The following is a 22,709-nucleotide window of genomic DNA, read 5'->3' as shown; positions in this document are numbered from 1 at the left end:
GGGTGCAAAGCAGGTGCCACTACCGTGCGCGAGGTCACCCGCCGGGTTGCTGCGGGGCGCCGCTGCCGGACGGAGGGGTGGCGTTTTTGGCGGTCTCGTAGGCCTTGGCCGCGACGTCGAGGGCCTGGAGCGCGGCGCCTTGGTCAGCGAAGTTGCCCGACTGTTGCGCTGTCTTCAGCTTCGCCAGCGCCGACTGGATGTCGGTCACCGCCTTGTCGAGGGCCGGGTTCGAGCCGCCCGAGTTGGGGGGCGGTGTGGTCGGCGACGTGGGTGTCGACGGGTTCGTCGGCGGGTTCGTGTTCGACGAGGGCGGCGGCGTGCCTGCCACCGGGGTGGTCGCCCCGGCGCCGGTGCCCTTGCCGAAGACCTGATCCAGCGCTTCGCTCAGCGTCGGCGCGTAGCCGACCTTCGAACCGAACGACACCAATACGCGGGCCAGCTGCGGGTAACTCAGCTGGTTGCGCTGCCTGATGTACACCGGTTCGACGTACAGGAACCCGTCGGCGACCGGCAACGTGATCATGTTGCCGTAGATGGGGATCACGTTGGGGTTGTTGAGCAGTGTCCGGTCCGAAGCGACCTGTGGATCACTTTGGAACTTGTTCTGCACCTGCACCGGCCCGTCGACTTGGTTCGCGCCAGTGACCGTGGGTAGTCGGAGCACGCGGATGGTGCCGTAGTCCTGTGGATCGGACGACACCGACATCCATGACGCGAGGTACTGCCGTTGCAGACCGGTGAGCCCGCTCGTCAGCTGGAACGTCGGTGTGCCTTCACCCGCCGCGTCGGCGAGCACGTAATAGCCGGGTTGGTTGGCGACGTTCGCCGCCGCCGTGGTCGCGCTGCCGTCTTCCGTCGGGTCCTGCGGGACGCTCCAGAACGACTGCTGCGCGTAGAACTGCTGCGGGTTGTCCACGTGATACCGGGCGAGCAGCTCACGCTGGACCTTGAAGAGATCTTCGGGGTAGCGGAAGTGCGCGCGCAGGTCCGGCGGGATCTCGGAGCTCGGCTTCACGAGGCCCGGGAATACCTTCTCCCACGCGTTGAGCACGGGTTCCTTGTCGTCGATCGAGTACACGGTGACCGTGCCGTCGAACGCGTCGACGGTCGCCTTCACCGAGTTGCGGATGTAGTTGATCGAGTTGTTGGCCTGGCGCGTGACGCCGTTGAGCGAGTCGTTGGTGGCATCGCCGAGCTGCGTCTGCTGCGCGTACGGGTAGTTGTTGAGCGTGGTGTACCCGTCGACGATCCACACGATCTTGCCGTTGACGACCGCCGGGTACGGGTCGCCGTCGAGCGTCAGCCACGGCGCGACCTTGCTGACCCGGTCGCGCGGGGTGCGGTTGTACATGATCTTCGAGCCGTCGCCGATGGCGTCGGAGAAGAGGATGTTGCGCTCGCCGTACTCGGCCGCGAAGGCGAGCCGGTTGAACCAGCTGTCGAGCGAAACGCCGCCCGTGCCGTTGTAGTAGTAGTTCTTCTGGTCCGGGGAGTCGGACTCGCCCGGGGCCTTGCCGGGAGTGCCGCCGACGATCGCGTAGTCGTTCTGGTCGGCCAGCTCGCCGTAGTAGATGCGCGGCTGGTCGACCTTGATGCCGGGCTTGCCGCCGACCGCGCCGGCGCCGGTGGGGTTCTTCGTGTCGCTGGTGCCGATGAGCGGGTAGCCGGCGCTGCTCGTGTCGGACACGTCCGTGACGGCGCGGTTGATCGTGTTGGCCGGCGCGGCGACGAAGCCGTTGCCGTGGGTGTACACGAGGTGCTTGGTGATCCAGTTGGTCTGGTTGCCCGTGAGCCCGTCGGTCTTGATCTCCTTGGCGGCCACGATGTAGTCCTGCGTGGAGCCGTTGACGGTGTAGCGGTCGATGTCGAGCTTCTCGGGGAAGCCGTAGTAGTTCTGACCGCCGGCGAGCTGGGTGTAGGTGGCGGACAGCACGTTCGGATCGAGGAGCCGGATGTTGGACACGGTGCCCGCGTCGGCCTTCACCTGGTCGCCGGTCGCCTGGTTGCTGCCCTGGTAGTCCTCGTACTTCACGTTCTGCAGCCCGAACGCCGCGCGCGTCGCGTCCATGTTGCGCTGGATCGATGTGGCTTCCTTGTCGTTCGCGTTCGGCTTCACCGAGAACTGGTCGAGGATCGCGGGCCACGCGACACCCACCAGCACGCCCGACAGGATCAGCAGCACGAGCGCGATCGCCGGCAGCTGCAGGTTGCGCAGGAACGCGCCCGCGAAGAACGCGATCGCGCAGATCACCGAGATGCACAGCAGGATCAGCTTGGCCGGCAGCACCGCGTTGAGGTCGGTGTAGGTGGCGCCGTTGAACAGCGGCATGTCGCGATCGGACAGAAGCAGGTTGTACCGGTCGAAGAAGTACTCGGCCGCCTTCAGCAGCACGAAGATGCCGACGGTGATGGCGAGCTGCGCGCGCGTCGGGCCCGCCAGCTGGCCGCCGCGGCCGGCGAGGCGGATGCCGCCGAAGATGTAGTGGGCGATCAGGGCGCCGAAGAACGAGACCACGACCGTGACGAACAGCCAGCCGAGCAGCCAGTTCACGAACGGCAGGGTGAACGCGTAGAAGCCGATGTCGATCCCGAACTGCGGGTCTTTCTGGCCGAACGACGTGCCGTTGAGGAACAGCTGGATCGTCTGCCAGTCGCCCATCGCGGACGCGCCGGAGATGAGTCCGGTGATCAGCGGGATGCCGATGCCGAACAGCCGGATGCGGCTCACGATCATCGAGCGGTAGCGCGAGAGCGGATCGTCGCTGCCCGAGACGGGCACGAACACCGGACGCGTGCGGTAGGCGATGATGAGGCTGATCGCGAGCGAACCGCCCACGAGCAACCCGACGGCCACGAAGAGGACTATCCGCGTGAGGATTTCCGTGGTGAACACCGAGCGCGCGTGGACCTCGCCGAACCACAGCCAGTCGACGTAGGTGTCGAGCAGTCTCACACCCAGCAGCAGCGCCAGCACGATCACCGCGGCGATGATGAGGAGAATCCTGCTGCGGCGGGACAGCTTCAGGCTCACCGGGGGCCGAGTCGCCACGGCAACGCTCCTGTCTTCGTGAACACGTTCGCGGGGACGGCGTCGTCCCCTGACGGTCTAACTCTACGGATGGGTTCCCGAGTTCCCGGGACCGCCCGAATCGGACGTCGTAGGACGGCGCGGGGACCGGCCTGCGACGATGTCGCCATGCAGCCGAGTGAGCCGCCCGCCGCCAACCCCGTCGCCGGCCTGGCCCGGGAAGTCGAAGAGTTCGTCGCGTCCGGGGGCTGGGACCAGCCGCCGCAGCTGTTCGCGCTGGTGCCCACAGCGGCCCTGCTCGACGAGCAGCCCGAGCTGGCCGGCCAGCTCGACCGCGCGAACCCGCTGACACCTGTGGCGCAAGAAGCGTTGCCAGAAGGTGACCTCGCCGAGTCGCTCGGCCGGATCGCCTGGCCCGAGATCGTGGTGGGCTGCGCGCTCGCGCAGGAGATCATCGTGCTGCCGCCCGACGTCGAGGCGGAGCTCGAAGGCCTCGCGGAGGCCGACGCCGAACGCCTGCGCCGCGCGGCGGCCGACCACCCGCGGCGCACGGAGGCGCGGCTCGTGGCGGCGGTGCTGCGCGAGGGCGACGTGGCTTGCGTGATGCGGCTGCGCGGGACGCGGCCCGAAGGTTCTTCGGCCGAAGCGGACGCCGTCGACGAGATCGTGGAGAGCCCCGACCTCGCGCCGAACCTGCTCGACGCGTTGAAGACGACCTTCTTGCCCTGAGCCCTGCCCTCAGCCCCGTCGAGCCGGAGGCCTCCGCGTGGGGGCCTCCGGCTCGGGACAGGTGCTGGCACTTCTTCTTCCTCAGCAGTGCGCCGTGGGCCGGCCGGCCTTGAGGTTCTGGAGCTGGGTGAGCGCGTCGTCCAGAGTGGACACCTTGATCAGGTTGAGCCCGTCCGGCACCGCCGACTTCGCCTCGGCACAGTTGTGCGCCGGCACGAGGAAGTCGGTCGCCCCGGCCTCGCGCGCGCCCACGACCTTGAACGAGATGCCGCCGATCGGGCCGACCTCGCCGGTCTCGGTGATCTCGCCGGTACCCGCGATGTGCCGGCCGCCGGCGAGGTTGTTGTCCGACTTCCCGGGCGGGGTGAGGCGGTCGATGATGGCCAGCGTGAACATCAGGCCGGCCGAGGGGCCGCCGACGTCCTGCAGCGAGATGTTGACGTTGAACGGTGCGATCGCGTGGTCGACGGCCGTGAGGCCCATGAAGCCCTGCGTGCGGTCGTCGCGCTTGGCGAGCGTGATCGGCACGGTGCGTTCGGGCTGGCCGTCGGCCTGGAAGGTGATCGGCACGGCCTGGCCGGGCTTGGTGTTGGTGAGGGCCTTGGCGACGTCGGCGGCTTCGGTGACCTTCGTGCCGTTGACGGTGACGAGCTTGTCGCCGGGCGCGAGCACGTGGTCGGCGGGGCTGCCGGACACGATCTCCTTGGCGAGGACCTCCACGGGGTAGCCGAGGTGGCGCAGGGCGGCGACCTGGGCGTTGCTCTGGGAGTCCTGAAGCTGCTGGATGTTCTCCTGCTTGACCTGCTCGTTGGTCTCGCCGGGGCGGTAGTACTCCTCGCGCGGCGCGAGCGCGTAGCGGCCGCTGGCCCAGAGGCCGAGCGCGGTGAAGAGGTTGATCCCGTCGTTGAGCGACACGGTGGTCATGCGCAGCTCGCCGTTGGTCTGGTACGTCTCGTGGCCCTTGACCTGCACGACTTCGTTGCCCGCGGCGTCGCGACCGAGCGTGTCGTACGTCGGGCCCGGACTGATGGCCACGTACGGCACCTGGACCAGGAAACCGGTTACGACGAACACCAGGAACAGCGCGCCGCTGACCAGCAGGGTCCAGCCGCGGCGCGTCAGGCGGCGCTCGTCGCGCGCCGGTTCCCTCGACGGCTCGGTCCGGCTGCTCGCGGTCGCGGTCTCCTCGTCGGGTTTGGTCACGAGCGACAGCGTACGGTGACCGTGTTCGCTTCCCGGTGAAGGCCATGGTTGACGCGCTGGGAGAGGCCCTACCCGCGTACGGTGGACGTATGAGCAAACCCCCGTTCGGTTTCGGACCGCCCGATCCCGACAGACGAGGCGACAACGACCCCTCGGAGCAGCCGTCAGGCGCGGAGGCGTTCAACCAGCTCGGGCAGATGCTGAGCCAGCTGGGCCAGATGCTCAGCCAGGCGGGCTCGTCGAGCGGGCCGGTGAACTACGACCTGGCGAAACAGATCGCACTCCAGAACCTCAGCGGTTCGCAGGACGCGAAGCTCGGTTTCGCGTCGTCCACCGGCGACTCGTCCACGGCCGTGCGCGACGCCGCGCACCTGGCGGAGCTGTGGCTCGACGCGGCGACGATCCTGCCCGCCGGCGCGAACACCACCGTCGCGTGGTCCGCGCGCACGTGGGTCGAGAAGACGCTGCCCACGTGGCAGCGGCTCTGCGACCCGGTCGCGCAGCAGGTGTCCGGCGCGTGGATCCAGGCGCTGCCCGAGGAGGCCAAGCAGGCCGCCGGGCCGCTGCTGTCCATGATGGGGCAGATGGGCGGGATGGCCTTCGGCTCCCAGCTCGGCAACGCGCTCGCGCAGCTGGCCCAGGAGGTGCTGACGTCCACGGAGGTCGGCCTGCCGCTGGGCCCGGCCAACACGTCGGCGCTGCTGCCCGCGAACATCGAGAAGTTCACCGAGGGGCTCGAAGTCCCCAGCAGCGAAGTGCTCGTGTTCCTCGCCGCGCGCGAGGCCGCGCACCAGCGCCTGTTCGCCCACGTGCCGTGGCTGCGGCAGCGGCTGCTGGCGACCGTGGAGGAGTTCGCGCGCGGGATCACCGTCGACACGTCCGCGCTGGAGTCGCTGGCCGGCCAGATCGACCCGTCGAACCCGGCGAGCATCGAAGAGGCCATGTCGTCCGGGCTGTTGGAGCCGAAGACCACGCCCGAGCAGGAGTCGGCTCTGAAGCGGCTCGAAACCCTGCTCGCCCTGGTCGAGGGCTGGGTGGACGTCGTGGTCGCCGAGGCGATCGGTGACCGCCTGCCGGGCGCCGACGCGCTGCGCGAGACGCTCCGCCGCCGCCGCGCCACGGGCGGCCCCGCCGAGCAGACCTTCGCGACCCTCGTGGGCCTCGAACTGCGCCCCCGCCGCATGCGCGCCGCCTCCTCCCTCTGGAAGCTCGTGGGCGACCGCCACGGCATCGACAAGCGCGACGGCCTCTGGTCCCACCCGGACCTCATGCCGACCGCCGAGGACCTCGACGAGCCCCTGGACTTCGCCGACCGCCTCGGCGACACCCCGGTCCTGGGCTCCGACTTCGATCCGATCGCGGAGCTGGAGAGGACGGAGAAGCGCGAGGCGGCGGAGTCTGGCTCTGCTTCAGAGTCTTCGTCGGCCTCGGGTTCAAACTCGGGCTCGGGCCCGGATGCCAAGCCGGACTCGGCCCCTGACTCGGACCAGGACAAGGGCGACAACCCGACCTCCTGACCCCTTCGGTCCAGCCCCGGTCCTCCGTCGCCTTCGCGCCGGAGGACCGGTTGCTTTCCGGGCTCTCAAAAGCTCCTTATTGGAGATCTTCAACGCGCGACGACCATTGACCTCGGGTACCGGCTGCTCGGTCTGGATCGCTCATCCCGATGAGGCCGCCGGCCCGCCGCGAACCGATTCCGACTCGGCAGGCTCGGCACTGGCTCGCCGGCGGTCCAGCGCCGAGACGCCTGCTCGTCGAAACCGCCCCGAGCCGGCGGTCGGCCAGATCCCGCTCCTGCGAGCCGGCCACGCCGTGCTGAACGCGACTTCGCGATGCATCAGTTCACTCGCGAGCCGCAGTCTCGGCCCCAGGAAAGGGACAGGCCCAGCCTTGCCGCGAACTCTCGATCGCACCAGCGTGCCGCCGAGCCTCGGGCCGCAGCCTCACCGCCTGCCCGCGCTCGCGAGCCACCGTCCCCGACTCAGGCGAGAGGCCCGCTCCGCTCAGTCCTCCTCCCCCGAAATCCCCCACCCGGCCGCCGCCGACAACCCCTCCAAATACCCGATCGCGCGTTCGGTCTTCGGGTACCGGTTGACCAGCGTCCAGAACGCCGCATCGTGTCCGGGTTCGCGCAGGTGGGCGAGCTCGTGGACCAGCACGTAGTCCAGGACCCACTGCGGCACGCGCCGCAGGCGGTCGCTGACGCGGATGGTCGCGTCGACGGGCGTGCAGGAGGCCCAGCGGGTGCGCATGGGCGGCACCCAGCGCACGCTCGCGGGTATCGCCCGTGGATCGACGTACTTCGCCGCCAGCACGGCGCAGCGTGCCAGCAGCGCGTCGTCCGAGGACTTCGGCGACGCGACTTTCCGCGGTTCGGTGCGCAGGAGCTTGCGCTCCATCTCCGCGACCCAGTGCCTCTCTTCCGCGCGGGTCATCCGTGCCGGGATGAGCACCACGAGGGTGTCGTCTTTCCAGTACGCGGTGACCGTTCGGTGCCGGCGCGCGCTGCGCCGCACCTCGACCTTGTGTTCAGGAGTGTCCGACGGGGGGTTCGTTCCGCCCCGGCCCCGCAGTGCGGGCATCCGTGCTTCGACCACCCGACAACGGTAAGGCCACCGACCGACAACTTGGGAGCGTCGAAAGGTCACAGCCCCGAGTTGTCCACAACTCGCCTTGCCTGTGGATAACTCGGCTTTGAGCGCCAGTCGGCCGCCGCGGGGGTGTCAAGCTGATCATCATGACGCTGTCGACCGTTCCCCCGCCGAACGTCCTCCTCCCCGCCTACCCGACCCTGCTCCCGGGCCTCCACGTGCTCGAACGCGGCAATGACGAAGTCCAGATCGGCCTCGATCCGCGCCACGGCGTGGTGGCCACCGGGCTGGCGCCGAGCGTCGTCGCGCTCGTGCGCCGGCTCGACGGCAGCCGCCGTCTCGACGTGGTGCTCGCCGAGAGCGAACACCGCGACCAGCTGCGCCTTCTGCTCAAACAACTCACCGCGCTCGGCCTCGTCACGGAGGCGCCGAGCCCCGCGTCCAAGCGCGTCGAGACCGGCTTCTGGTCCCTGCGCGCCCGCCACCACCAGACCGCGCTCACCGAGCGAAGACGCCAGAGCCTGGTGGCCGTCCGGGGCGACGGCCGGATCGCCGTGGCCGTCGCCGTGCTGCTGGCCAACGCCGGGGTCGGGCACATCGACGTCCGCTCAGGCGGCGTCGTCACCGAGGCCGACCTCGGCTCGGGCTTCACCGCCGCCGAGCTGGGCCTGTCGCGCCGCAAAGCCACTCAGAACGTGCTGGCCCGCGTCGCGCCCGAGGTCAGCACCGCCCGCAACCTGCAGCGCGCGCCTGACGTCGTGGTACTCACCGACGCCGTCGTGCCCGCCCCGGAACTGGTGGCGGAGCTGGTCGACGACGGCGTCACCCACCTGCCGGCCCGCGTCCGCGACGGCACGATCCTCGTCGGCCCTCTCGTCGTGCCGGGGCGAAGCACCTGCCTGCGCTGCTGCGACCTGAGCAAGACCGACCTCGACGACTCGTGGCCGCGCGTCGCGACCCAGCTCGTGGACGTCGACCAGCGGCCCGATCTCGGGTCCGTCCAGGCCTGCGCGTCGCTGGCCGTCGCGCAGGCCCTGCGCGTGCTGTCGCCGAGCGCCGAGCCACCGCCGACGTGGAACAGCACGCTCGAGCTCGACCCGTTCGAAGGCCATCTGCGCCACCGCTACTGGGAACCGCACCCGGACTGCGATTGCGGAGCGCCCGAAGCACCACCGGAGACGTAGCCCACACCCCCTGGCAGGCTGCGGCCACCAAGGTCACCAAGGCAGAATCGGAGGGTGACCGACTCCGCAGACCGCGAATCCGCAATGCCGCGCAAAGGTGCGGCGCGCACCGCGAAACTCGCCAGCATTCCCCTCGGGATAGCCGGCCGAGCCGTCGGCGGATGGGGCAAGCGCCTCGCGGGCCAGAGCGCGGAACAGGTGAGCGCGACGCTGTCGGCGAAGGCCGCGGAGCAGCTGTTCGAGGTGCTGGGCACGCTCAAGGGCGGCGCGATGAAGTTCGGCCAGGCTCTGAGCGTCTTCGAGGCAGCGGTGCCCGACGACATGGCCAAGCCGTACCGCGAAGCGCTGACCAAGCTGCAGTCCGCCGCGCCGCCGATGTCGGCGCAGCAGACGCGCCGGGTGCTGGCCCAGCAGCTCGGCCGTTCGTGGGAAGGGCGGTTCAAGCACTTCGACGACGTCCCGGCGGCGTCGGCCAGCATCGGCCAGGTCCACCGCGCCACCTGGCACGACGGGCGCGAGGTCGCCGTGAAGGTCCAGTACCCGGGGGCCGACGAGGCGCTGCGCACCGACCTGCGCCAGCTGCAGCGGTTCAGCAGGCTGTTCCAGGCGTTCGTGCCCGGCACCGACGTGAAACCCCTGATGGCGGAGCTCGCCGACCGCATGGACGAGGAGCTCGACTACCTCAACGAGGCCGACAACCAGCGCGCGTTCGTGAAGGCGTTCGAGGGCGACCCCGCGTTCCTCATCCCGCGTGTGGTGGCGAGCGCACCGAAGGTCGTGATCACGGAATGGGCCACCGGCACGCCGTTGTCCAAGGTCATCGCGGGCGGCGACCAGGAGACGCGCAATCTCGCGGGTCGGCTGCTGATGGAGTTCCACTACTCGTCGCCGGCGCGGGCGCACCTGCTGCACTCCGATCCGCACCCCGGCAACTTCATGGTCACCGACGACGGCCGCCTGTGCGTGCTCGACTTCGGCGGCGTCGCGAAGCTGCCGAACGGCATCCCGCGCCACCTCGGCGAGATGACGCGCCTGGCCCTCGACGGCGAGTCCGACGACCTCATGCGGCTCCTGCGTGAGAACGGCTTCGTCCGCACCGACTCCGACCTCGCCGCCGACGAGGTGCTGGCGTACCTCGCGCCGTTCACGGAACCGCTGGCCACGCCGACGTTCCACTTCACGCGCCGCTGGATGCAACGCCAGGCCGGCCGCGTCGGCGACACCCGCGGCAGTGACTTCCGCGTCGGCCGGTCGCTGAACTTGCCGCCGGAGTACCTGATGATCCACCGCGTCACGGCGGGGTCCACGGGCATCCTCTGCCAGCTCGACGCGGAAGTCCCGGCGCGCGGCATCGTGGAGCGCTGGCAGCCCGGTTTCGCTCGCTGAGTTGTCCACAGGCCCGGCGGTGCCACGGGCCCATTTCACGGAGTTATCCACAGATCTGAAAAGCCGGTTCCACTCGGATGGCCGAGCGGTCATCCTCGAACCATGACGACTACCGCAAGCATCAGGGACGTGGCTCACCGTGACTCCACGTCGGTCGGCGTGATCGACCTCAAGAAGCTGCGCAGCGCCGGGATCTCGAGCCGAAGAGCCGCCAGGCTGGCGCGGCCGGGCGGGCCGTGGCGCCGCGTGTACCCCGGCGTGTTCGTGATCCAGGACAAACCGCCGACCCGATTACAGCTGCTGCACGCCACGATCGCGCGCTACGGCCCCGGCGCCATCATCACGGGCACCGACGCGCTGCGCGCCCACGGCGTCACCCACCCGCTCACGGGCGAGATCCACCTGCTCCTGCCGCACTACCGTCGCCCGGGTTCCGAACCCGGCGTCCTGACCTACCGCACCGCCCGCATGCCCGAGCCCGTGATCATCGACGGCCTCCCCTACGCCGGGGCCCCGCGCGCCGCCCTGGACCTGGCGCGCCGAGAGAGTGATCCGAAGGCCGTCGAGCGCCTGGCAACGCTCCCGCTGTTCTGGGGCCTGTGCGACCGCACCGAACTCCTGGCCGAGCTGAACGCCGGCAACCAACGCGGGTCGTCAGCGGTCCGCGCCGTGCTGCGGGGATTGGACGACCGCGAAACCTTCACCCACGGCCAGGCCCTGCGCCTCCTCCGCGACACTCCCCTGCCGTCCCCCCAGTGGAACGTCACGGTCTGCGACCTGCGCGGCCGCCGCATCGGCATCGCCGACGCCTGGTGGGACCAGGTCGGCCTCGCCTGGCGCTACCGCACGGCCGCCGGCCCCACCGACTTCAGCCACCTCGCGCTGACCGCCACCGGCACCGTCCTCGTGCGCTGCACGCCCCGCCAACTCAACGACACCCCGGCCGACATCACCCACGAACTGGTCCGCGCCTACACCCAGGCCGCCCGTACACCCCGCCCGAAGGTCCGCGCGGTGCACCGCCGGGAGACAGCCGCATGACGCCGGGGTGACCACCCACGGCGGGACTGGCCGACGCGCGCCCGTCACGCCGGCCGGCCGGGCGGGCATGGCCTGCGATTCGCACGCCGGCCACTCCGGCCACGCGGGCATTGCCGGAGGTTCGCACGGAGCGAGGGCCGTGCCGAGCCTCCCCGCAAAGCACGGGCGGCCCGGCCAAACACCGCCCGAGCTGACCGGCCCATCGCCGGCCGGCCTGGAAGGTCCAGGCGGCGACGGCGGTGCCAGCGCCTCCGACAACAGCTCCCGGAGGTCGCTCAGCTCCACGTCGATGCGCTGCCAGTGCGGCACCGGCAGCAGCTCGCTCAGCTCCGCCGCCACCGTGTCCCGGTAGACCTCGGGCACCGCGCGAATGGCGCGGCCGAACAACACGATCCGCTCCAGGTCCAGGACCTGCACGAGGTCGGCGAGCCCGACCCCCAGCAGCACCCCGGCCTCGGCGGGGTCGCCCGGGCGGCCGACGAGCACAGACCGAACGGCTGGGACACGTGGTGGCGAAGCTACTAAGCCAGCTCTGTCCGCGAAGTGAGTTGGATAGCGGCGAAAGCGCACTAGGCTGCCGGGCGCGGGCTGTCCGGCTCGCGCGCACGACGAGGAAGCTGCCCAACCCGCCTTCAGCCTGCGATGCGGGTTGGGCAGCGGTGCGAGCGCAGAAGACGGCAGTTCAGACCGGTAGACGATCGCGGGCCGAATGGCACGTGCTCACGGCGGCGAAACTGCCAACCGCCCTCCGGCCACGATGCCCAGGCGGGGTGGAGCGCTCAGCGCGCGTTCGGCCGCCAGGCGAAGTGAGGGCGAGCGAGCCGACAGCTCGCGCCGCCTGAACAAGGCGTGGGGTCCTACAGGCGAGCCGGCCCGGAAGGTCCGGGGGGTGCGCGCGGCCGACTCGGTCGGCGACCACCCGACAACCAGCGAAGGGAAGGTGAGAGCCGCCCGAGGGGTCACCAGTACTCGTCGGGGAGCTTGGCTTCGATGTCGCGGACGTGGTCGCGGGCGCAGGTCGCGCAGAGCCACTGGGCGCGGCCGTTGTCCTTGGTCGAGACCCAGGACAGCGCGGCGAGCGGGTCGGGCTCGGCGGAGCGGGTGTGACCGCAGCGGGAGCAGGCGGGGTCCGGGGCGGTCACGGGCGGCGTCCACAGTGGACGGTCTTCGCGCCGGTGAGATAGAGGTCGCGGCGGGTGGCGAGGTGGTGGGGGCTGTCCGGGTCGAGGAGGGAGGTGAGGGTTTCGCGGTCGTTCGGGGTGAGGTACTCGCCGCCGAACTCGAAGATGCGGGCGACGCGGTGGACGACGTAGTCCGCGAGCATGGCGGGGCCCGGAGCGGGGTGGTGCACGAGCGCGCCGAAGGAGTCGACGTCGGTGAGCCCGGCGCGCTCCAGCGCGACGGACCAGCCGTAAGGCATCGCGACGGCTCCCTCGATCCCCTCGCGCATGCCGATGAACCACTCGGCCTGCGCGGCGAGCAGCCGGTCCTCGAGCCCGGGCCTGCCGACGCCCAAATCCCAAGGCAGGCAACGGAAATCGAGCCCGCCCTCGGCCAGCGCGACCAGCCCGCCCGCCTTCGCGACCGCCGCGACCGTCCCCACGGCCTCCTGCTGGTCCGGCAAGTGGTGCACCACGCGCGACGCCCACACCAAATCCGCCGTCGGCAGCGCCCGGGGCAGCCCGGCATCCGCAAGATCACCCCGCACCGCCCGAACCTCGACGGCACCGGAGGCCGCATTGGTCGAACCACCGTCCACGCGGTCATCCGGCGCCGGCCGGCGCCCTGCCGAACCAGTGCCCACAACGTCGCCGCGCGCGGTCTGCGCATCGGCCGCACCGGTATCGGAGGCCCCATCGGTGAAGCCACCGTCCGTGCGGTCGCCCGGCACCCGCCGGCGTCCTGCCGAACCAGTGCCCACAACGTCGCCGCGCGCGGTCTGCGCATCGGCCGCACCGGCGCTGTTCGAGGCGGTGTCGACGGCTGCCCCGGACCGACTTCTCGGCTTCGGCGAGCAGCTCCGGCGTCGCGTCGACGAGGACTAGGGTGCCGCCGCCGTGGGTGGCCAGGGCGCGGGCGAAGTGGGTGCTCATGCCGCCCGCGCCGCAGCCGAGGTCGACGATCGTCGGGGTCGGGGGCAGGGCGGCGACCAGCCGCCGGGCGATGGCCGAAAGGGCGTTGGCGTCGAGGGCGTCGGCCGTGCGGAGCTGAGTCAGCCGGTCGGCCCAGTCGATGTGGTCGTGCGTATGAGCGGACACGACTTCATTCAACACCCGAAGCCCCACCGGAACCGAACCGACAAGCCGGCGGCGGCAACCGGCAATGCCCACGGTGGTCCGGCAGTACTGCGGGGAACAGCTGAGGCGCCAAGTAGTTGACGGGTGGCTGCCGACCAAGAGCGCCCACGCTGCGCAGTTCGAGCGGCCGAAGCTACGAACTTCGCGGCCGGGAGGCCGAATCCGGCAGGGATCCGCCTCGCCGACCGGAACCGCAGCGACAGCCGCGAAGCACCGAGGCCCACGCGGCTGACCGCAACCCCGATTCTGACAAACCCCGAAATGACCGTAGGGCCGGCCACCACACGGGTGACCGGCCCTCCACGCGGACAACGAACCAAGGACTTCGAAGGCCCGAAGATCTCAGAGACGTCGGAGAAACCTCAAGGACCTCATTGGCCCCGAGACTCAGCGCCGCACAGGCTTACCAGCCTCAACGACGTTGAGCCTCAAAGGCCTCAAAGGCCTCAAAGGTCTCAACGCTTCAGAGCCTCAACGACCCCGAAGATCACTCAGTCCTCAAACCTCTTCGAGCGGTCCGCCGCCCAGCGGGCGAGGCGGGACCACCGGTGGGCGGCTCGGGCGCGGCGCCAGGGTCGCAGCGCTTGGGATTCTTGGTAGAAGTCCCGTATTCGGGCCCGGGACAGTTCTTCGTGAAGCAACATTTCGCTGGTCTCCTGAGTATCGAGCTGTTTGGGTAGCGGGTGCGCGCGGTCGGGTTCGCGGGTGCGCGCTTCGTAGTCGCGGATGGTGATGAGTTCGACGGTCATGCGGCGCTCCGGGCTGCGGCGGCGGGCTCGAGGGCGGCGTTCTTGCGCGGGCGGCCACGGGGCCGCTTGCGCGCGATCACGGCACCGCGCTCGAAGATCTCGCCACCCCAGACGCCCCAAGGCTCGCGCCGGGCGAGGGCACCCGCGAGGCAGGCCTCGCGGACGGGGCAGTCGGCGCACAGGGCCTTGGCGCGCTCGAGCTCGGCGGGAGACTCGGCGAACCAGAGGTCGGCGTCGCGGGAACGGCAGGGCAGGTCGAGCTCAGGGGCGGCGACCCCGTCGAGCAGGTCGCCGATACCGAGGTCGAAGCCCTCGGCGAAGGCGATGGCGGACGACATTTCCGTGCTCCTTCTTGTCGTTTCGGTGGTTTTGGGACTGTCGATCGAACTGGACAACTTGTTCCTCGTGGGGGTTGTGCAGCCAAAAAAACACGAAGGCCGCGGATCCGGTTACCGGTTCCGCGGCCTTCGTGAGCCTCGTGTCCTGACTAGGTCAGGAACTTCGCTCCCGTATCGACAACGGAACACGGAACTGCTTGATGGTCGGCAGATCGACGTCAACCTGCGGGTACGCGCCAACGAGGGCGGCGTTGGCCAGGGTGACCTCAACGGCGGTCCACGTACGCTCGTCAATCCGACGGAATCCGCCGAAGTGGGCGCTCGTGGACACACCGGTACCCTGGCGCGAAGCGGGGATGAGACCGCAGCCGGACAGACCGGTGCCAGGGTTCGAGAGCATCATGTTGCTGATCATTTCACCGGCACCACCTTCCGCTGTCCGGACGTTCGCCACCCGAGGCGGCGCGCGTCATGTGAATCCCCAGACCGGGGGCTTCCCACCCGGGTACGAGCAGATTATTGCCCCTCGCACACCGGGGCAACTTATTTTCCCGAAAACTCTCCGAAGCTACGAAGATCGCCTCCGAGCAGCGGGTTCGCCGCACCGATCAGGGTGCGGACGCGGTCAAGACCGCATCGAGGCACGAACCACGTCGAGCACCTCCGCGCCGAAGCGTTCGAGCTTCGTCGCGCCGATGCCGGAGATCGACACGAGCGCTCCGTCGTCGGTCGGTCGCTGTTCGGCGATGGCCATGAGTGTCGCGTCGGTGAACACCACGAACGCCGGCACCTTCAGCTCCCGCGAACGCTCGCCGCGCCACGTCTTCAGCTTCTCCAGCAGCCCTTCATCCACTGTGGACGGGCACTTCGAGCACCGCCCCAGCTTCACCTCGATCGTCTGCAGCAGCGGCCCGCCGCAGAGCCGGCAGCGCGCCGTCTTCGAACCCGGCGCCGACGAATTCTGCTGCGACCGCGCGACGCGGGCGGCCGGGTGGTCCTCCGGGATCAGCCCGTAGAGGAAGCGGCTGCGGCGACGGTTGCGCCGGCCACCCGGCGTACGCGACAGCGACCACGAGAGTGACAGGTGCTCCCGCGCCCGGGTGACGCCGACGTAGAACAGCCGCCGTTCCTCCTCGATCGCGGCTTCGTCGTCGCCCGCGTGGAGGATCGGCATGGTGCCCTCGGACAGGCCGACGAGGAACACCGCGTCCCACTCCAGGCCCTTCGCCGCGTGCAGTGACGCCAGCGTGACGCCCTCGACCGTCGGCGGGTGCTGCGCCGCCGCGCGCTGCTCCAGCTCCGCGACGAGCCGCGGCAGGTCGGCGTCGGCGACGCTCGCCGCGAGCTCCTCGGCCAGCTCCACCAGCGCGAGCAGCGCGTCCCACCGCTCCTTCGCCGCACCGCCGGCGGGCGGCTGCTCGGTGAGCCCGACGCGCGCGAGCACCGACCGCACCGCCGTCACCAGGTCGAGCGACGTCGGATCGGCCGACGCCACCCGCAGCGCCGACATCGCCTGCCGCACCTCGGCGCGTGCGAAGAACCGCTCGCCGCCGCGCACGAGGTACGGGATGCCGGACTCGGACAGCGCCTGCTCGTAGGCCTCCGACTGCGCGTTCACGCGGAACAGGACGGCGATCTCGCTCGCCGACACTCCCCCGTCCAGCAGTTCGCGCACGCGCCGCGCGACCGCCGCCGCTTCGGCCGACTCGTCCTCGTACTCGGCGAAGCGCGGCTCGGGCCCCGGCGGCCGCTGGCCGACGAGCTTCAGCCGCGACCCCGCCGGACGCCCGCGCGCCGCGCCGATCACCCGGTTCGCCAGCCCGACGACCTCGGGCGTCGACCGGTAGTCGCGCTCGAGCCGCACGACGGTGGCCTCGGGGAAGCGTCGCGTGAACTCCAGCAGCGGCCGCGGCGAGGCGCCGCCGAAGGAGTAGATGGTCTGGTTGGCGTCGCCGACGACGGTGAGGTCGTCGCGGCCACCGAGCCACGCGTCGAGCAGGCGCTGCTGCAACGGCGTGACGTCCTGGTACTCGTCGACCACGAAGCAGCGGTAGCGATCGCGGAACTCGACGGCGACGGCTTCGTGTTCTTCGAGCACGGCGGTGGTGTGCAGGAGCAGGTCGTCGAAGTCGAGGACCTGCGCGGAGTTCTTGATCTCCTCGTACAGCCGGTAGACCTGCGCGACCTGCGCCACCGGCGCCGGGGTGTCGCGCTGCGTGCGCGCGGCGACGGCCGGGTAGTCGTCGGGCGAAACGAGCGAGGCCTTACTCCACTCGATCTCGCTCGCGAGGTCGCGCAGCACCTCCGTCTCCGTGCTCAGCCGCGCGCGCTGCGCGGCCTGCGCCACGAGCCGGAACTTGTTGTCGACGAGATCCCACGGCCGGTCGCCGACCACGCGCGGCCAGAAGTACCGCAGCTGCCGGCGCGCGGCGGCGTGGAAGGTGAGCGCCTGCGCGGCGTCGACGCCGAGTCCGCGTAGCCGCGTGCGCATCTCGCCCGCCGCGCGCGTGGTGAAGGTGACGGCGAGTACTTGCCCGGCGGAGACGTGACCTGCGCCGACCAGGTGCGCGATGCGGTGCGTGATCGTGCGCGTCTTGCCCGTGCCGGCGCCGGCGAGAACACAGACAGGCCCGCGCGGCGCGGAGGCGGCGGCTCGTTGCTCGGGATCCAGCCCGTCGAGCAGGCCCTGGCGACTCTTCGGAGACGATGCGCTTGCCACCCCTCGATCCTCGCAGAGGGGGCCGAGGGATTCGTGGCAGGGCACGCGGCCGTATCCTGGTCAGATGGCGGGAAAGCAGGACAAGGAAGCGGCCAAGCTGGCCAAGCAGGAGAAGCGCGCGGCCGGCAAGGCGCGGCGCGGGCAGCTCTTCGAGGCGTTCAAGATGCAACGCCGCGAAGACCCGATGCTGATTCCTTGGATGGCCGGCTCGATCGTGGTCGTCGCGGGCGTCCTGTTCGGTGTCGGGTTCATCTTCAACGTGCAGTGGGCGCTGCTGCCGCTGGGCATCGTGCTGGGCGTGCTGCTCGCGGTGATCATCTTCGGCCGTCGCGTGCAGAAGACCGTGTACACGAAGGCCGACGGCCAGCCCGGCGCCGGCGCGTGGGCGCTGGAGAACATGCGCGGCAGCTGGCGCGTGACGCCGACCGTCGCCGCGACCACGCAGCTCGACGCCGTGCACCGCGTGCTCGGCGCGCCCGGCGTGATCCTCGTGGCCGAGGGCGCGCCGCACCGCGTGAAGGCCCTGCTCTCGCAGGAGAAGAAGCGGGTGTCGCGCCTGATCGGCGACACCCCGATCTACGACTACACCATCGGCAACAGCGAGAACGAGATCCCGCTCAAGAAGCTGCAGAGCACGCTGATGAAGCTGCCGCGCAACCTCAAGCCGCCGCAGGTCGACGCACTGGAGGCCAAGCTCGCGGCGCTCGGCAACCGCGGCGCGGCGATGCCGAAGGGCCCGATGCCGGCCGGCGCGAAGATGCGCAACGTGCAGCGGACGATCCGCCGACGCTGACCCTCTTACCGCTGAAAAGGCCTCCCGCTCGCGCTGAGCAGGAGGCCTTTTTGTTCGGGGACGGTCAGCGCATCCGGATCACGACGGTGCCGGTCACGCGGTCGAGCCAGCTGCGGCCGTCGGTGTTGCGGACGAGGGCGGGCACGATCACGACCGTCAGCACCATTCGCAACACCGCGCGCCAGGGGCCGACCATCGTGGCGCCGTCGAGGCGCGCGACGCGCACGCCCACGGCGCCCATGCCCGGCGTGAAGCCGAAGAACATCGCCGGCACGGTCGTGATGACGGCCCAGACGACGCCGGCCCACCAGTTGAACGTCTGCATCGCGGCGACGTCCTGCACGTCGTAGCGCACGAAAAGCGTGGTGATCAGGCCCGCGAGGACCAGGTCGATGACCAGCGCCAACAGCCGCGACCCGAAGCCGGCGACGGAGCCGACGCCCGATTCGGGCAGACCGAACGTTTCACCGGGCCACTTCGGCGCGGTTCGGTTTTCCGAGCCCGGGCCGCTGCCAGTCCCGGGGAGCCATTCGCCCGTCCATCTCGCCACCCGTCCAGGGTATGCCGGTGGCGCACACCACATCCGCCCTGGTCGGATGGCGCGTGTCACGCCACCCGTTAACGTGTGTGAAACATACGGGTGACGGTCGGGCAACACCGCACTCTTAGCGTGAGCCGAAGAGAGTACTGCCGAGCGAGCTCGATCGAAGAAGGAGTCACCGAGGGTGCCCACTACTCCAGACGACATCCAGCGCCTGATCGCCGACGAGAAGGTGGAGTCCATCGACGTCAGGTTCTGCGACCTGCCGGGCGTGATGCAGCACTTCACGGTGCCCGCGAAGGCCTTCGACCTCGAAGCCTACGAGGAAGGCCTCGCCTTCGACGGCTCGTCCGTCCGCGGCTTCCAGTCGATCCACGAGTCCGACATGCTGCTGCTGCCGGACCCTGAGACCGCGCGCATCGACCCGTTCCGCAAGGCGAAGACGCTCTCGCTGAACTTCTTCGTGCACGACCCGTTCACGCGTGAGGCCTACAGCCGCGACCCGCGCAACATCGCGCGCAAGGCCGAGCAGTACATCGCCGAGTACGGCGTGGCCGACAACGTGTACTTCGGCCCGGAGGCGGAGTTCTACATCTTCGACTCCGTGCGCTTCGACTCGGCCGAGCACGCGTCGTTCCACGAGATCGACTCCGTCGAGGGCTGGTGGAACACCGGCACCGACGAGGTCGGCGGCAACCAGGGCTACAAGACGAAGTTCAAGGGCGGCTACTTCCCCGTCCCGCCGGTCGACCACTTCGCCGACCTGCGTGACGACATCGTCCGCCAGCTGCAGGGCTCCGGCTTCGAGATCGAGCGCGCGCACCACGAGGTGGGCACCGCCGGCCAGACGGAGATCAACTACAAGTTCAACACGCTGCTGCACGCTGCCGACGACCTGCAGCTGTTCAAGTACATCGTGAAGAACACCGTGTTCGCCGCCGGCAAGACCGCGACGTTCATGCCGAAGCCGCTCGCCGGCGACAACGGCTCGGGCATGCACTGCCACCAGTCGCTGTGGAAGGACGGCCTGCCGCTGTTCCACGACGAGTCCGGCTACGCGGGCCTGTCCGACACGGCGCGCCACTACATCGGCGGCCTGCTCAAGCACGCGCCGAGCCTGCTGGCCTTCACGAACCCGACGGTGAACTCGTACCACCGCCTCGTGCCGGGCTTCGAGGCCCCGGTTTCGCTGGTGTACTCGCAGCGCAACCGTTCGGCGTGTGTCCGCATCCCCATCACGGGCAACAACCCGAAGGCCAAGCGCGCCGAGTTCCGCTGCCCGGACTCGTCGGGCAACCCGTACCTGGCCTTCTCCGCGATGATGATGGCCGGCCTCGACGGCATCAAGAACAAGATCGAGCCGCCGGAGCCCATCGACAAGGACCTCTACGAGCTCCCGCCCGAGGAGGCCAAGAACGTCAAGCTCGTTCCCGGCGACCTCGGCACGGTCCTCGACACCTTGGAAGCCGACCACGACTTCCTGCTCGAGGGCGGCGTCTTCACGCCCGACGTGATCGACACCTGGATCTCCTACAAGCGCGAAAACGAAATCGACCCGCTGCGGCTGCGTCCGCACCCGTACGAGTTCTCGCTCTACTACGACGTGTGATCCTGGAAGTCCGCACAATGTCCTGACCAGCGGAAACGCTGGCAGGCCACTTCCCAGGCCGTCTGAACGCGAAGTCATGGCCCGCCGACGCTCCGTCGGCGGGCCATGACTTTTTCGCTGTCACGACGCGAACGCCGAGCGCTTCAGGGGACTTCCTCCACGATGCCGCGTGCCACTGCTGCTCCTTCGCGATGGGTCGGGGCTCAGCCCCTAGGCTGTGCTTGTGCTCGCTTTGGACACGTTCGACCTCGGTGAGATCGCGGATGCCCGCTTTCCGCCGCTTCAAAGACCAGCCGTACAGCGACTATCCCGAACTTCCTTCCTTTGGCACGCCTTCCGCGACGTGCAGCGAGGACCGTGAGACCGCGATGCGCACGTATTTCGAGCTTGAAGACACCGACGCGTTCGAAGCGGCCAAGGCGCTGCTGATACGTCGCTGCGCGGCCTGGGCAGAGCACGAGGACGTCGATCCGGTGGCGCTGGAAGCGGCGTTGGAGTTCCGGCACTACAGCGTCGACGGACGCCTGGGGTACTGGACCACCGGCCTGGTCGAGGAATTTCTGCTGTCGCACACGCCTCGAACGCTGTCGGCCACCCCAGAGGACTCGGCCCATGTCCCGGAAGGCCTGCGGCTACTTCTGCGTTATCTGCACGCGACCGGACTGGCCGACCCGACCGGTGATCCACTGGCGGGTCTCGAGGCGGCTGTGACGAAAGCCGGCGCCGAATTCGCTGCGGCAATGGCCGATGAACGCAACTTCGGCGTGTCCAAATTCTGGGTGATGAACGCGTTCCGGCACGGAATCGATCCCGCTGACGAAACCGCCATGGAGAGCTTCGTCAACGAGGTCCGCGAGGGCCGGGTCGACTACGACGACGAGGTGCTCAGCGAGATCGCCGCGCGACACGTCCTCGCCGGTGACAGCCGGCCCGAACGAGCAATGGCGCAGCTTCCGGTATCGCTTCCCCCCGATGCAGAACTCGCGGCAGCCGCCGAGCAGACGCCGGTCGTCACCTGGTTGCGCACATTGGTCGAATGGGCTGGCAACGGACGAGCGCTGACACCGACCGGCAACCTCAAACTGGCTGATGCACGCGAGCTCGTGACACTGCTGGACACCGGCGACGAGCTCGATCCGAGGATCGGGGACCGGACCTATCGGACCCAGAGCAGCGCCGATCTGCCCGTCTTGGCCAGTCTGGTCGAGCTCGCCAAGAAGATCCGCGTAGTCCGGGTGATCAAGGGCAAGCTGGTACGGGTGGAGAAGAACGCGCGGCTGCTGCGCGAAGGCCTGGCACTCTGGACCGCAGCGTTCGACGCACTACCCTCCTCCGACCTCGTCAGGCGCGGGCGTGGCTGGGTACCCGAGTACACCTTCATGCTCGGCAGCATCATCGACGAAGTGCTACCCGACGTCCTCAACACCCTCTACAGCTTTCCCGAACCGATTCCGGTGGTCCGGCTCGAAGAGAGCGTCTGGCTGTCGTTTGGCGAAGCGTTCTACCTCGACGAGCTGGATGAGACGACCGAGACGGCGTGGCGCGAGGGAGTCCTCGCGGACCTGCGCCGGCTGTTTACCACGCTCGCCGACTTCGGTGCGGTCAAACTCACGACCGGTGACCCCGATCCAATTTTCGGCGCGGACCTCGGACGGGACGGACCTGACGTGTTCCCGCCGGATGCAGCCGATCGCCTGCGGTCCACGCTCTCCGCCGGCGCCGTGGACCTGATGACCCTGACGCCACTCGCCGCTCGGGCGGTACGCACCCGCCTGGTTGAAGCGGGCCGCCACGCGCCGCTGGTCGGGGAGCTGTCCAACGCCGAACCCGCCGGGCTGCTGGGTGCGCTCACCGAGCACTACACCCCGGAGACGGCGGAAGCGGAACTCGCCGGATGGCTGGACACCCACGGTGGTCTGGAGCGTGGTCTGTCTCTGCTGCTGGACGCCATCCGCAACTGCCCATTCCGTTCGCGCGCAGGCGCAACGCTCGACGTGTTGACCCAGGCCATTCCCGACGGTTCCACGTTCCTGCGGGGTCTGCGTCAGGACCGGCAGCTGGGCCCGATCGTCGTGCAGATCCTCGTCGGCAACGGAGAGCTCGCGGTGGAGGAGCTCAGCGACGAGGAAAGACTGTGTGCCATGGCTGAGCAGTTCATCCTCCTGCTTGAGGTCGGCGGCCCCGACGCCATTGCCGACGCCCTCGCCGCGATCCCTCCCGACGAGGCTCGCAGCCTGACTGCGGAACTGCTGGCCTGCGGCCATCCGGACGAGCCCGGGATAGCGGAGCTGCGGGAGATATTCACCAAACGGCGGTCTGGGCTTGCGACTGTGCACCCGCTGGCCGGAATGCCACGGCCGTCTCGAAAGGTCCGGGGGAAGCGGAAGAGCCGGTGACGTTGAGGGCGTTCGGCCACAAAGGAGCAGGTCCGCGCGGCGGAGTCGCTGTACCGCGACGTGTGCTGGGCGGCCCTGAACCGACGGCCCCATAGAACGCGCGGG

At 69.7% G+C, this 22,709-nt stretch carries 19 protein-coding genes and 1 pseudogene; 8 read left to right on the top strand and 12 right to left on the bottom strand.

Annotation, left to right across the window (positions count from 1 at the left end):
* Positions 1 to 34: 34 nt before the first annotated feature.
* On the bottom strand, positions 35 to 3,031 hold the full coding sequence (locus AB0M56_RS27125; RefSeq protein ID WP_364180868.1) for a UPF0182 family protein: 2,997 nt from the start codon (positions 3,029 to 3,031) through the stop codon (positions 35 to 37).
* Between the two features lie 165 nt (positions 3,032 to 3,196).
* Between AB0M56_RS27125 and AB0M56_RS27120 the strand changes: the two genes are divergently transcribed.
* Positions 3,197 to 3,757 (top strand): PPA1309 family protein, encoded by a 561-nt coding sequence (locus AB0M56_RS27120; RefSeq protein ID WP_364180576.1) that lies wholly within the window; start codon positions 3,197 to 3,199, stop codon positions 3,755 to 3,757.
* An 81-nt stretch (positions 3,758 to 3,838) separates the two neighbouring features.
* Here the strand turns inward: AB0M56_RS27120 and AB0M56_RS27115 are convergent, their stop codons facing one another.
* Positions 3,839 to 4,960, bottom strand: a complete 1,122-nt coding sequence (locus tag AB0M56_RS27115; protein ID WP_364180574.1) for a PDZ domain-containing protein — start codon at positions 4,958 to 4,960, stop codon at positions 3,839 to 3,841.
* Positions 4,961 to 5,049: 89 nt separating this feature from the next.
* Between AB0M56_RS27115 and AB0M56_RS27110 the strand changes: the two genes are divergently transcribed.
* Positions 5,050 to 6,477 carry a zinc-dependent metalloprotease gene (locus AB0M56_RS27110; RefSeq protein ID WP_364180573.1) on the top strand — a complete coding sequence of 476 codons (1,428 nt, stop codon included), beginning with the start codon at positions 5,050 to 5,052 and terminating at the stop codon, positions 6,475 to 6,477.
* Between the two features lie 486 nt (positions 6,478 to 6,963).
* On the opposite strand, the gene AB0M56_RS27105 is transcribed toward AB0M56_RS27110, so the two are convergent.
* A complete protein-coding gene (locus AB0M56_RS27105; protein WP_364180866.1) occupies positions 6,964 to 7,476 on the bottom strand; it encodes a M48 family metallopeptidase in 513 nt (170 codons plus the stop codon).
* A gap of 221 nt (positions 7,477 to 7,697) precedes the next feature.
* Here AB0M56_RS27105 and AB0M56_RS27100 point away from each other — a divergent pair, with 221 nt between their 5' ends.
* The 3 genes from AB0M56_RS27100 (at position 7,698) to AB0M56_RS27090 (ending at position 11,162) form a co-directional block, all read left to right on the top strand.
* On the top strand, positions 7,698 to 8,735 hold the full coding sequence (locus AB0M56_RS27100; protein WP_364180571.1) for a hypothetical protein: 1,038 nt from the start codon (positions 7,698 to 7,700) through the stop codon (positions 8,733 to 8,735).
* Between the two features lie 54 nt (positions 8,736 to 8,789).
* A complete protein-coding gene (locus AB0M56_RS27095) occupies positions 8,790 to 10,121 on the top strand; it encodes an AarF/ABC1/UbiB kinase family protein (protein ID WP_364180569.1) in 1,332 nt (443 codons plus the stop codon).
* Between the two features lie 102 nt (positions 10,122 to 10,223).
* Positions 10,224 to 11,162, top strand: coding sequence for a hypothetical protein (locus tag AB0M56_RS27090; protein ID WP_364180567.1), 939 nt, complete (start codon positions 10,224 to 10,226; stop codon positions 11,160 to 11,162).
* 267 nt (positions 11,163 to 11,429) lie between these two features.
* Here the strand turns inward: AB0M56_RS27090 and AB0M56_RS27085 are convergent.
* From AB0M56_RS27085 to AB0M56_RS27050, 8 genes and pseudogenes are all read right to left on the bottom strand, one after another.
* Positions 11,430 to 11,606 (bottom strand): annotated as a pseudogene (locus AB0M56_RS27085) (sugar kinase); the annotation flags it as partial.
* Positions 11,607 to 12,121: 515 nt separating this feature from the next.
* Positions 12,122 to 12,304 (bottom strand): hypothetical protein, encoded by a 183-nt coding sequence (locus AB0M56_RS27080; RefSeq protein WP_364180565.1) that lies wholly within the window; start codon positions 12,302 to 12,304, stop codon positions 12,122 to 12,124.
* The gene (locus tag AB0M56_RS27075) at positions 12,301 to 12,921 is read right to left on the bottom strand and encodes a methyltransferase domain-containing protein (RefSeq protein ID WP_364180563.1); all 621 of its coding nucleotides are present in this window, start codon (positions 12,919 to 12,921) and stop codon (positions 12,301 to 12,303) included. Before AB0M56_RS27075 ends, AB0M56_RS27080 begins: the two co-directional genes overlap by 4 nt.
* A gap of 4 nt (positions 12,922 to 12,925) precedes the next feature.
* Positions 12,926 to 13,420, bottom strand: coding sequence for a class I SAM-dependent methyltransferase (locus AB0M56_RS27070; protein ID WP_364180562.1), 495 nt, complete (start codon positions 13,418 to 13,420; stop codon positions 12,926 to 12,928).
* A gap of 530 nt (positions 13,421 to 13,950) precedes the next feature.
* Positions 13,951 to 14,208: a hypothetical protein gene (locus AB0M56_RS27065; RefSeq protein WP_364180561.1), complete on the bottom strand. Its 258-nt coding sequence runs from the start codon at positions 14,206 to 14,208 to the stop codon at positions 13,951 to 13,953.
* Positions 14,205 to 14,546, bottom strand: coding sequence for a WhiB family transcriptional regulator (locus AB0M56_RS27060; protein WP_364180559.1), 342 nt, complete (start codon positions 14,544 to 14,546; stop codon positions 14,205 to 14,207). The genes AB0M56_RS27065 and AB0M56_RS27060 overlap by 4 nt, the downstream gene beginning before the upstream one ends.
* Positions 14,547 to 14,700: 154 nt before the next feature.
* Positions 14,701 to 14,961 carry a hypothetical protein gene (locus tag AB0M56_RS27055; protein WP_364180557.1) on the bottom strand — a complete coding sequence of 87 codons (261 nt, stop codon included), beginning with the start codon at positions 14,959 to 14,961 and terminating at the stop codon, positions 14,701 to 14,703.
* A gap of 210 nt (positions 14,962 to 15,171) precedes the next feature.
* A complete protein-coding gene (locus AB0M56_RS27050; protein ID WP_364180555.1) occupies positions 15,172 to 17,265 on the bottom strand; it encodes an ATP-dependent DNA helicase UvrD2 in 2,094 nt (697 codons plus the stop codon).
* A gap of 64 nt (positions 17,266 to 17,329) precedes the next feature.
* Here AB0M56_RS27050 and AB0M56_RS27045 point away from each other — a divergent pair, with 64 nt between their 5' ends.
* Positions 17,330 to 18,058 carry a DUF4191 domain-containing protein gene (locus AB0M56_RS27045; protein WP_220246559.1) on the top strand — a complete coding sequence of 243 codons (729 nt, stop codon included), beginning with the start codon at positions 17,330 to 17,332 and terminating at the stop codon, positions 18,056 to 18,058.
* A gap of 64 nt (positions 18,059 to 18,122) precedes the next feature.
* On the opposite strand, the gene AB0M56_RS27040 is transcribed toward AB0M56_RS27045, so the two are convergent.
* Complete coding sequence (locus AB0M56_RS27040) at positions 18,123 to 18,608, bottom strand: RDD family protein (RefSeq protein WP_364180553.1); 486 nt, start codon at positions 18,606 to 18,608, stop codon at positions 18,123 to 18,125.
* A gap of 175 nt (positions 18,609 to 18,783) precedes the next feature.
* On the opposite strand from AB0M56_RS27040, the gene glnA reads away from it, so the two are divergent.
* A complete protein-coding gene (gene glnA / locus AB0M56_RS27035) occupies positions 18,784 to 20,208 on the top strand; it encodes a type I glutamate--ammonia ligase (protein WP_364180551.1) in 1,425 nt (474 codons plus the stop codon).
* A gap of 263 nt (positions 20,209 to 20,471) precedes the next feature.
* Complete coding sequence (locus tag AB0M56_RS27030; protein ID WP_364180549.1) at positions 20,472 to 22,604, top strand: hypothetical protein; 2,133 nt, start codon at positions 20,472 to 20,474, stop codon at positions 22,602 to 22,604.
* Positions 22,605 to 22,709 lie beyond the last annotated feature (105 nt).

It is taken from the genome of Amycolatopsis sp. NPDC051372 (genome assembly GCF_040682095.1).
In the GTDB taxonomy this organism is placed as follows: domain Bacteria; phylum Actinomycetota; class Actinomycetes; order Mycobacteriales; family Pseudonocardiaceae; genus Amycolatopsis.
Note: the sequence above shows the minus strand (reverse complement) of the source record. Positions and strands in the feature narration are given on the sequence as shown.

Bases quoted from the DNA above. Each gene is read 5' to 3' on its own strand.
- AB0M56_RS27065 (WP_364180561.1), bottom strand. From the start codon at position 14,208: ATGACCGTCGAACTCATCACCATCCGCGACTACGAAGCGCGCACCCGC.
- AB0M56_RS27045 (WP_220246559.1), top strand. From the start codon at position 17,330: ATGGCGGGAAAGCAGGACAAGGAAGCGGCCAAGCTGGCCAAGCAGGAG.
- AB0M56_RS27110 (WP_364180573.1), top strand. From the start codon at position 5,050: ATGAGCAAACCCCCGTTCGGTTTCGGACCGCCCGATCCCGACAGACGA.
- AB0M56_RS27120 (WP_364180576.1), top strand. From the start codon at position 3,197: ATGCAGCCGAGTGAGCCGCCCGCCGCCAACCCCGTCGCCGGCCTGGCC.
- AB0M56_RS27100 (WP_364180571.1), top strand. From the start codon at position 7,698: ATGACGCTGTCGACCGTTCCCCCGCCGAACGTCCTCCTCCCCGCCTAC.
- AB0M56_RS27055 (WP_364180557.1), bottom strand. From the start codon at position 14,961: ATGATCAGCAACATGATGCTCTCGAACCCTGGCACCGGTCTGTCCGGC.
- AB0M56_RS27060 (WP_364180559.1), bottom strand. From the start codon at position 14,546: ATGTCGTCCGCCATCGCCTTCGCCGAGGGCTTCGACCTCGGTATCGGC.
- AB0M56_RS27030 (WP_364180549.1), top strand. From the start codon at position 20,472: ATGCCCGCTTTCCGCCGCTTCAAAGACCAGCCGTACAGCGACTATCCC.
- AB0M56_RS27090 (WP_364180567.1), top strand. From the start codon at position 10,224: ATGACGACTACCGCAAGCATCAGGGACGTGGCTCACCGTGACTCCACG.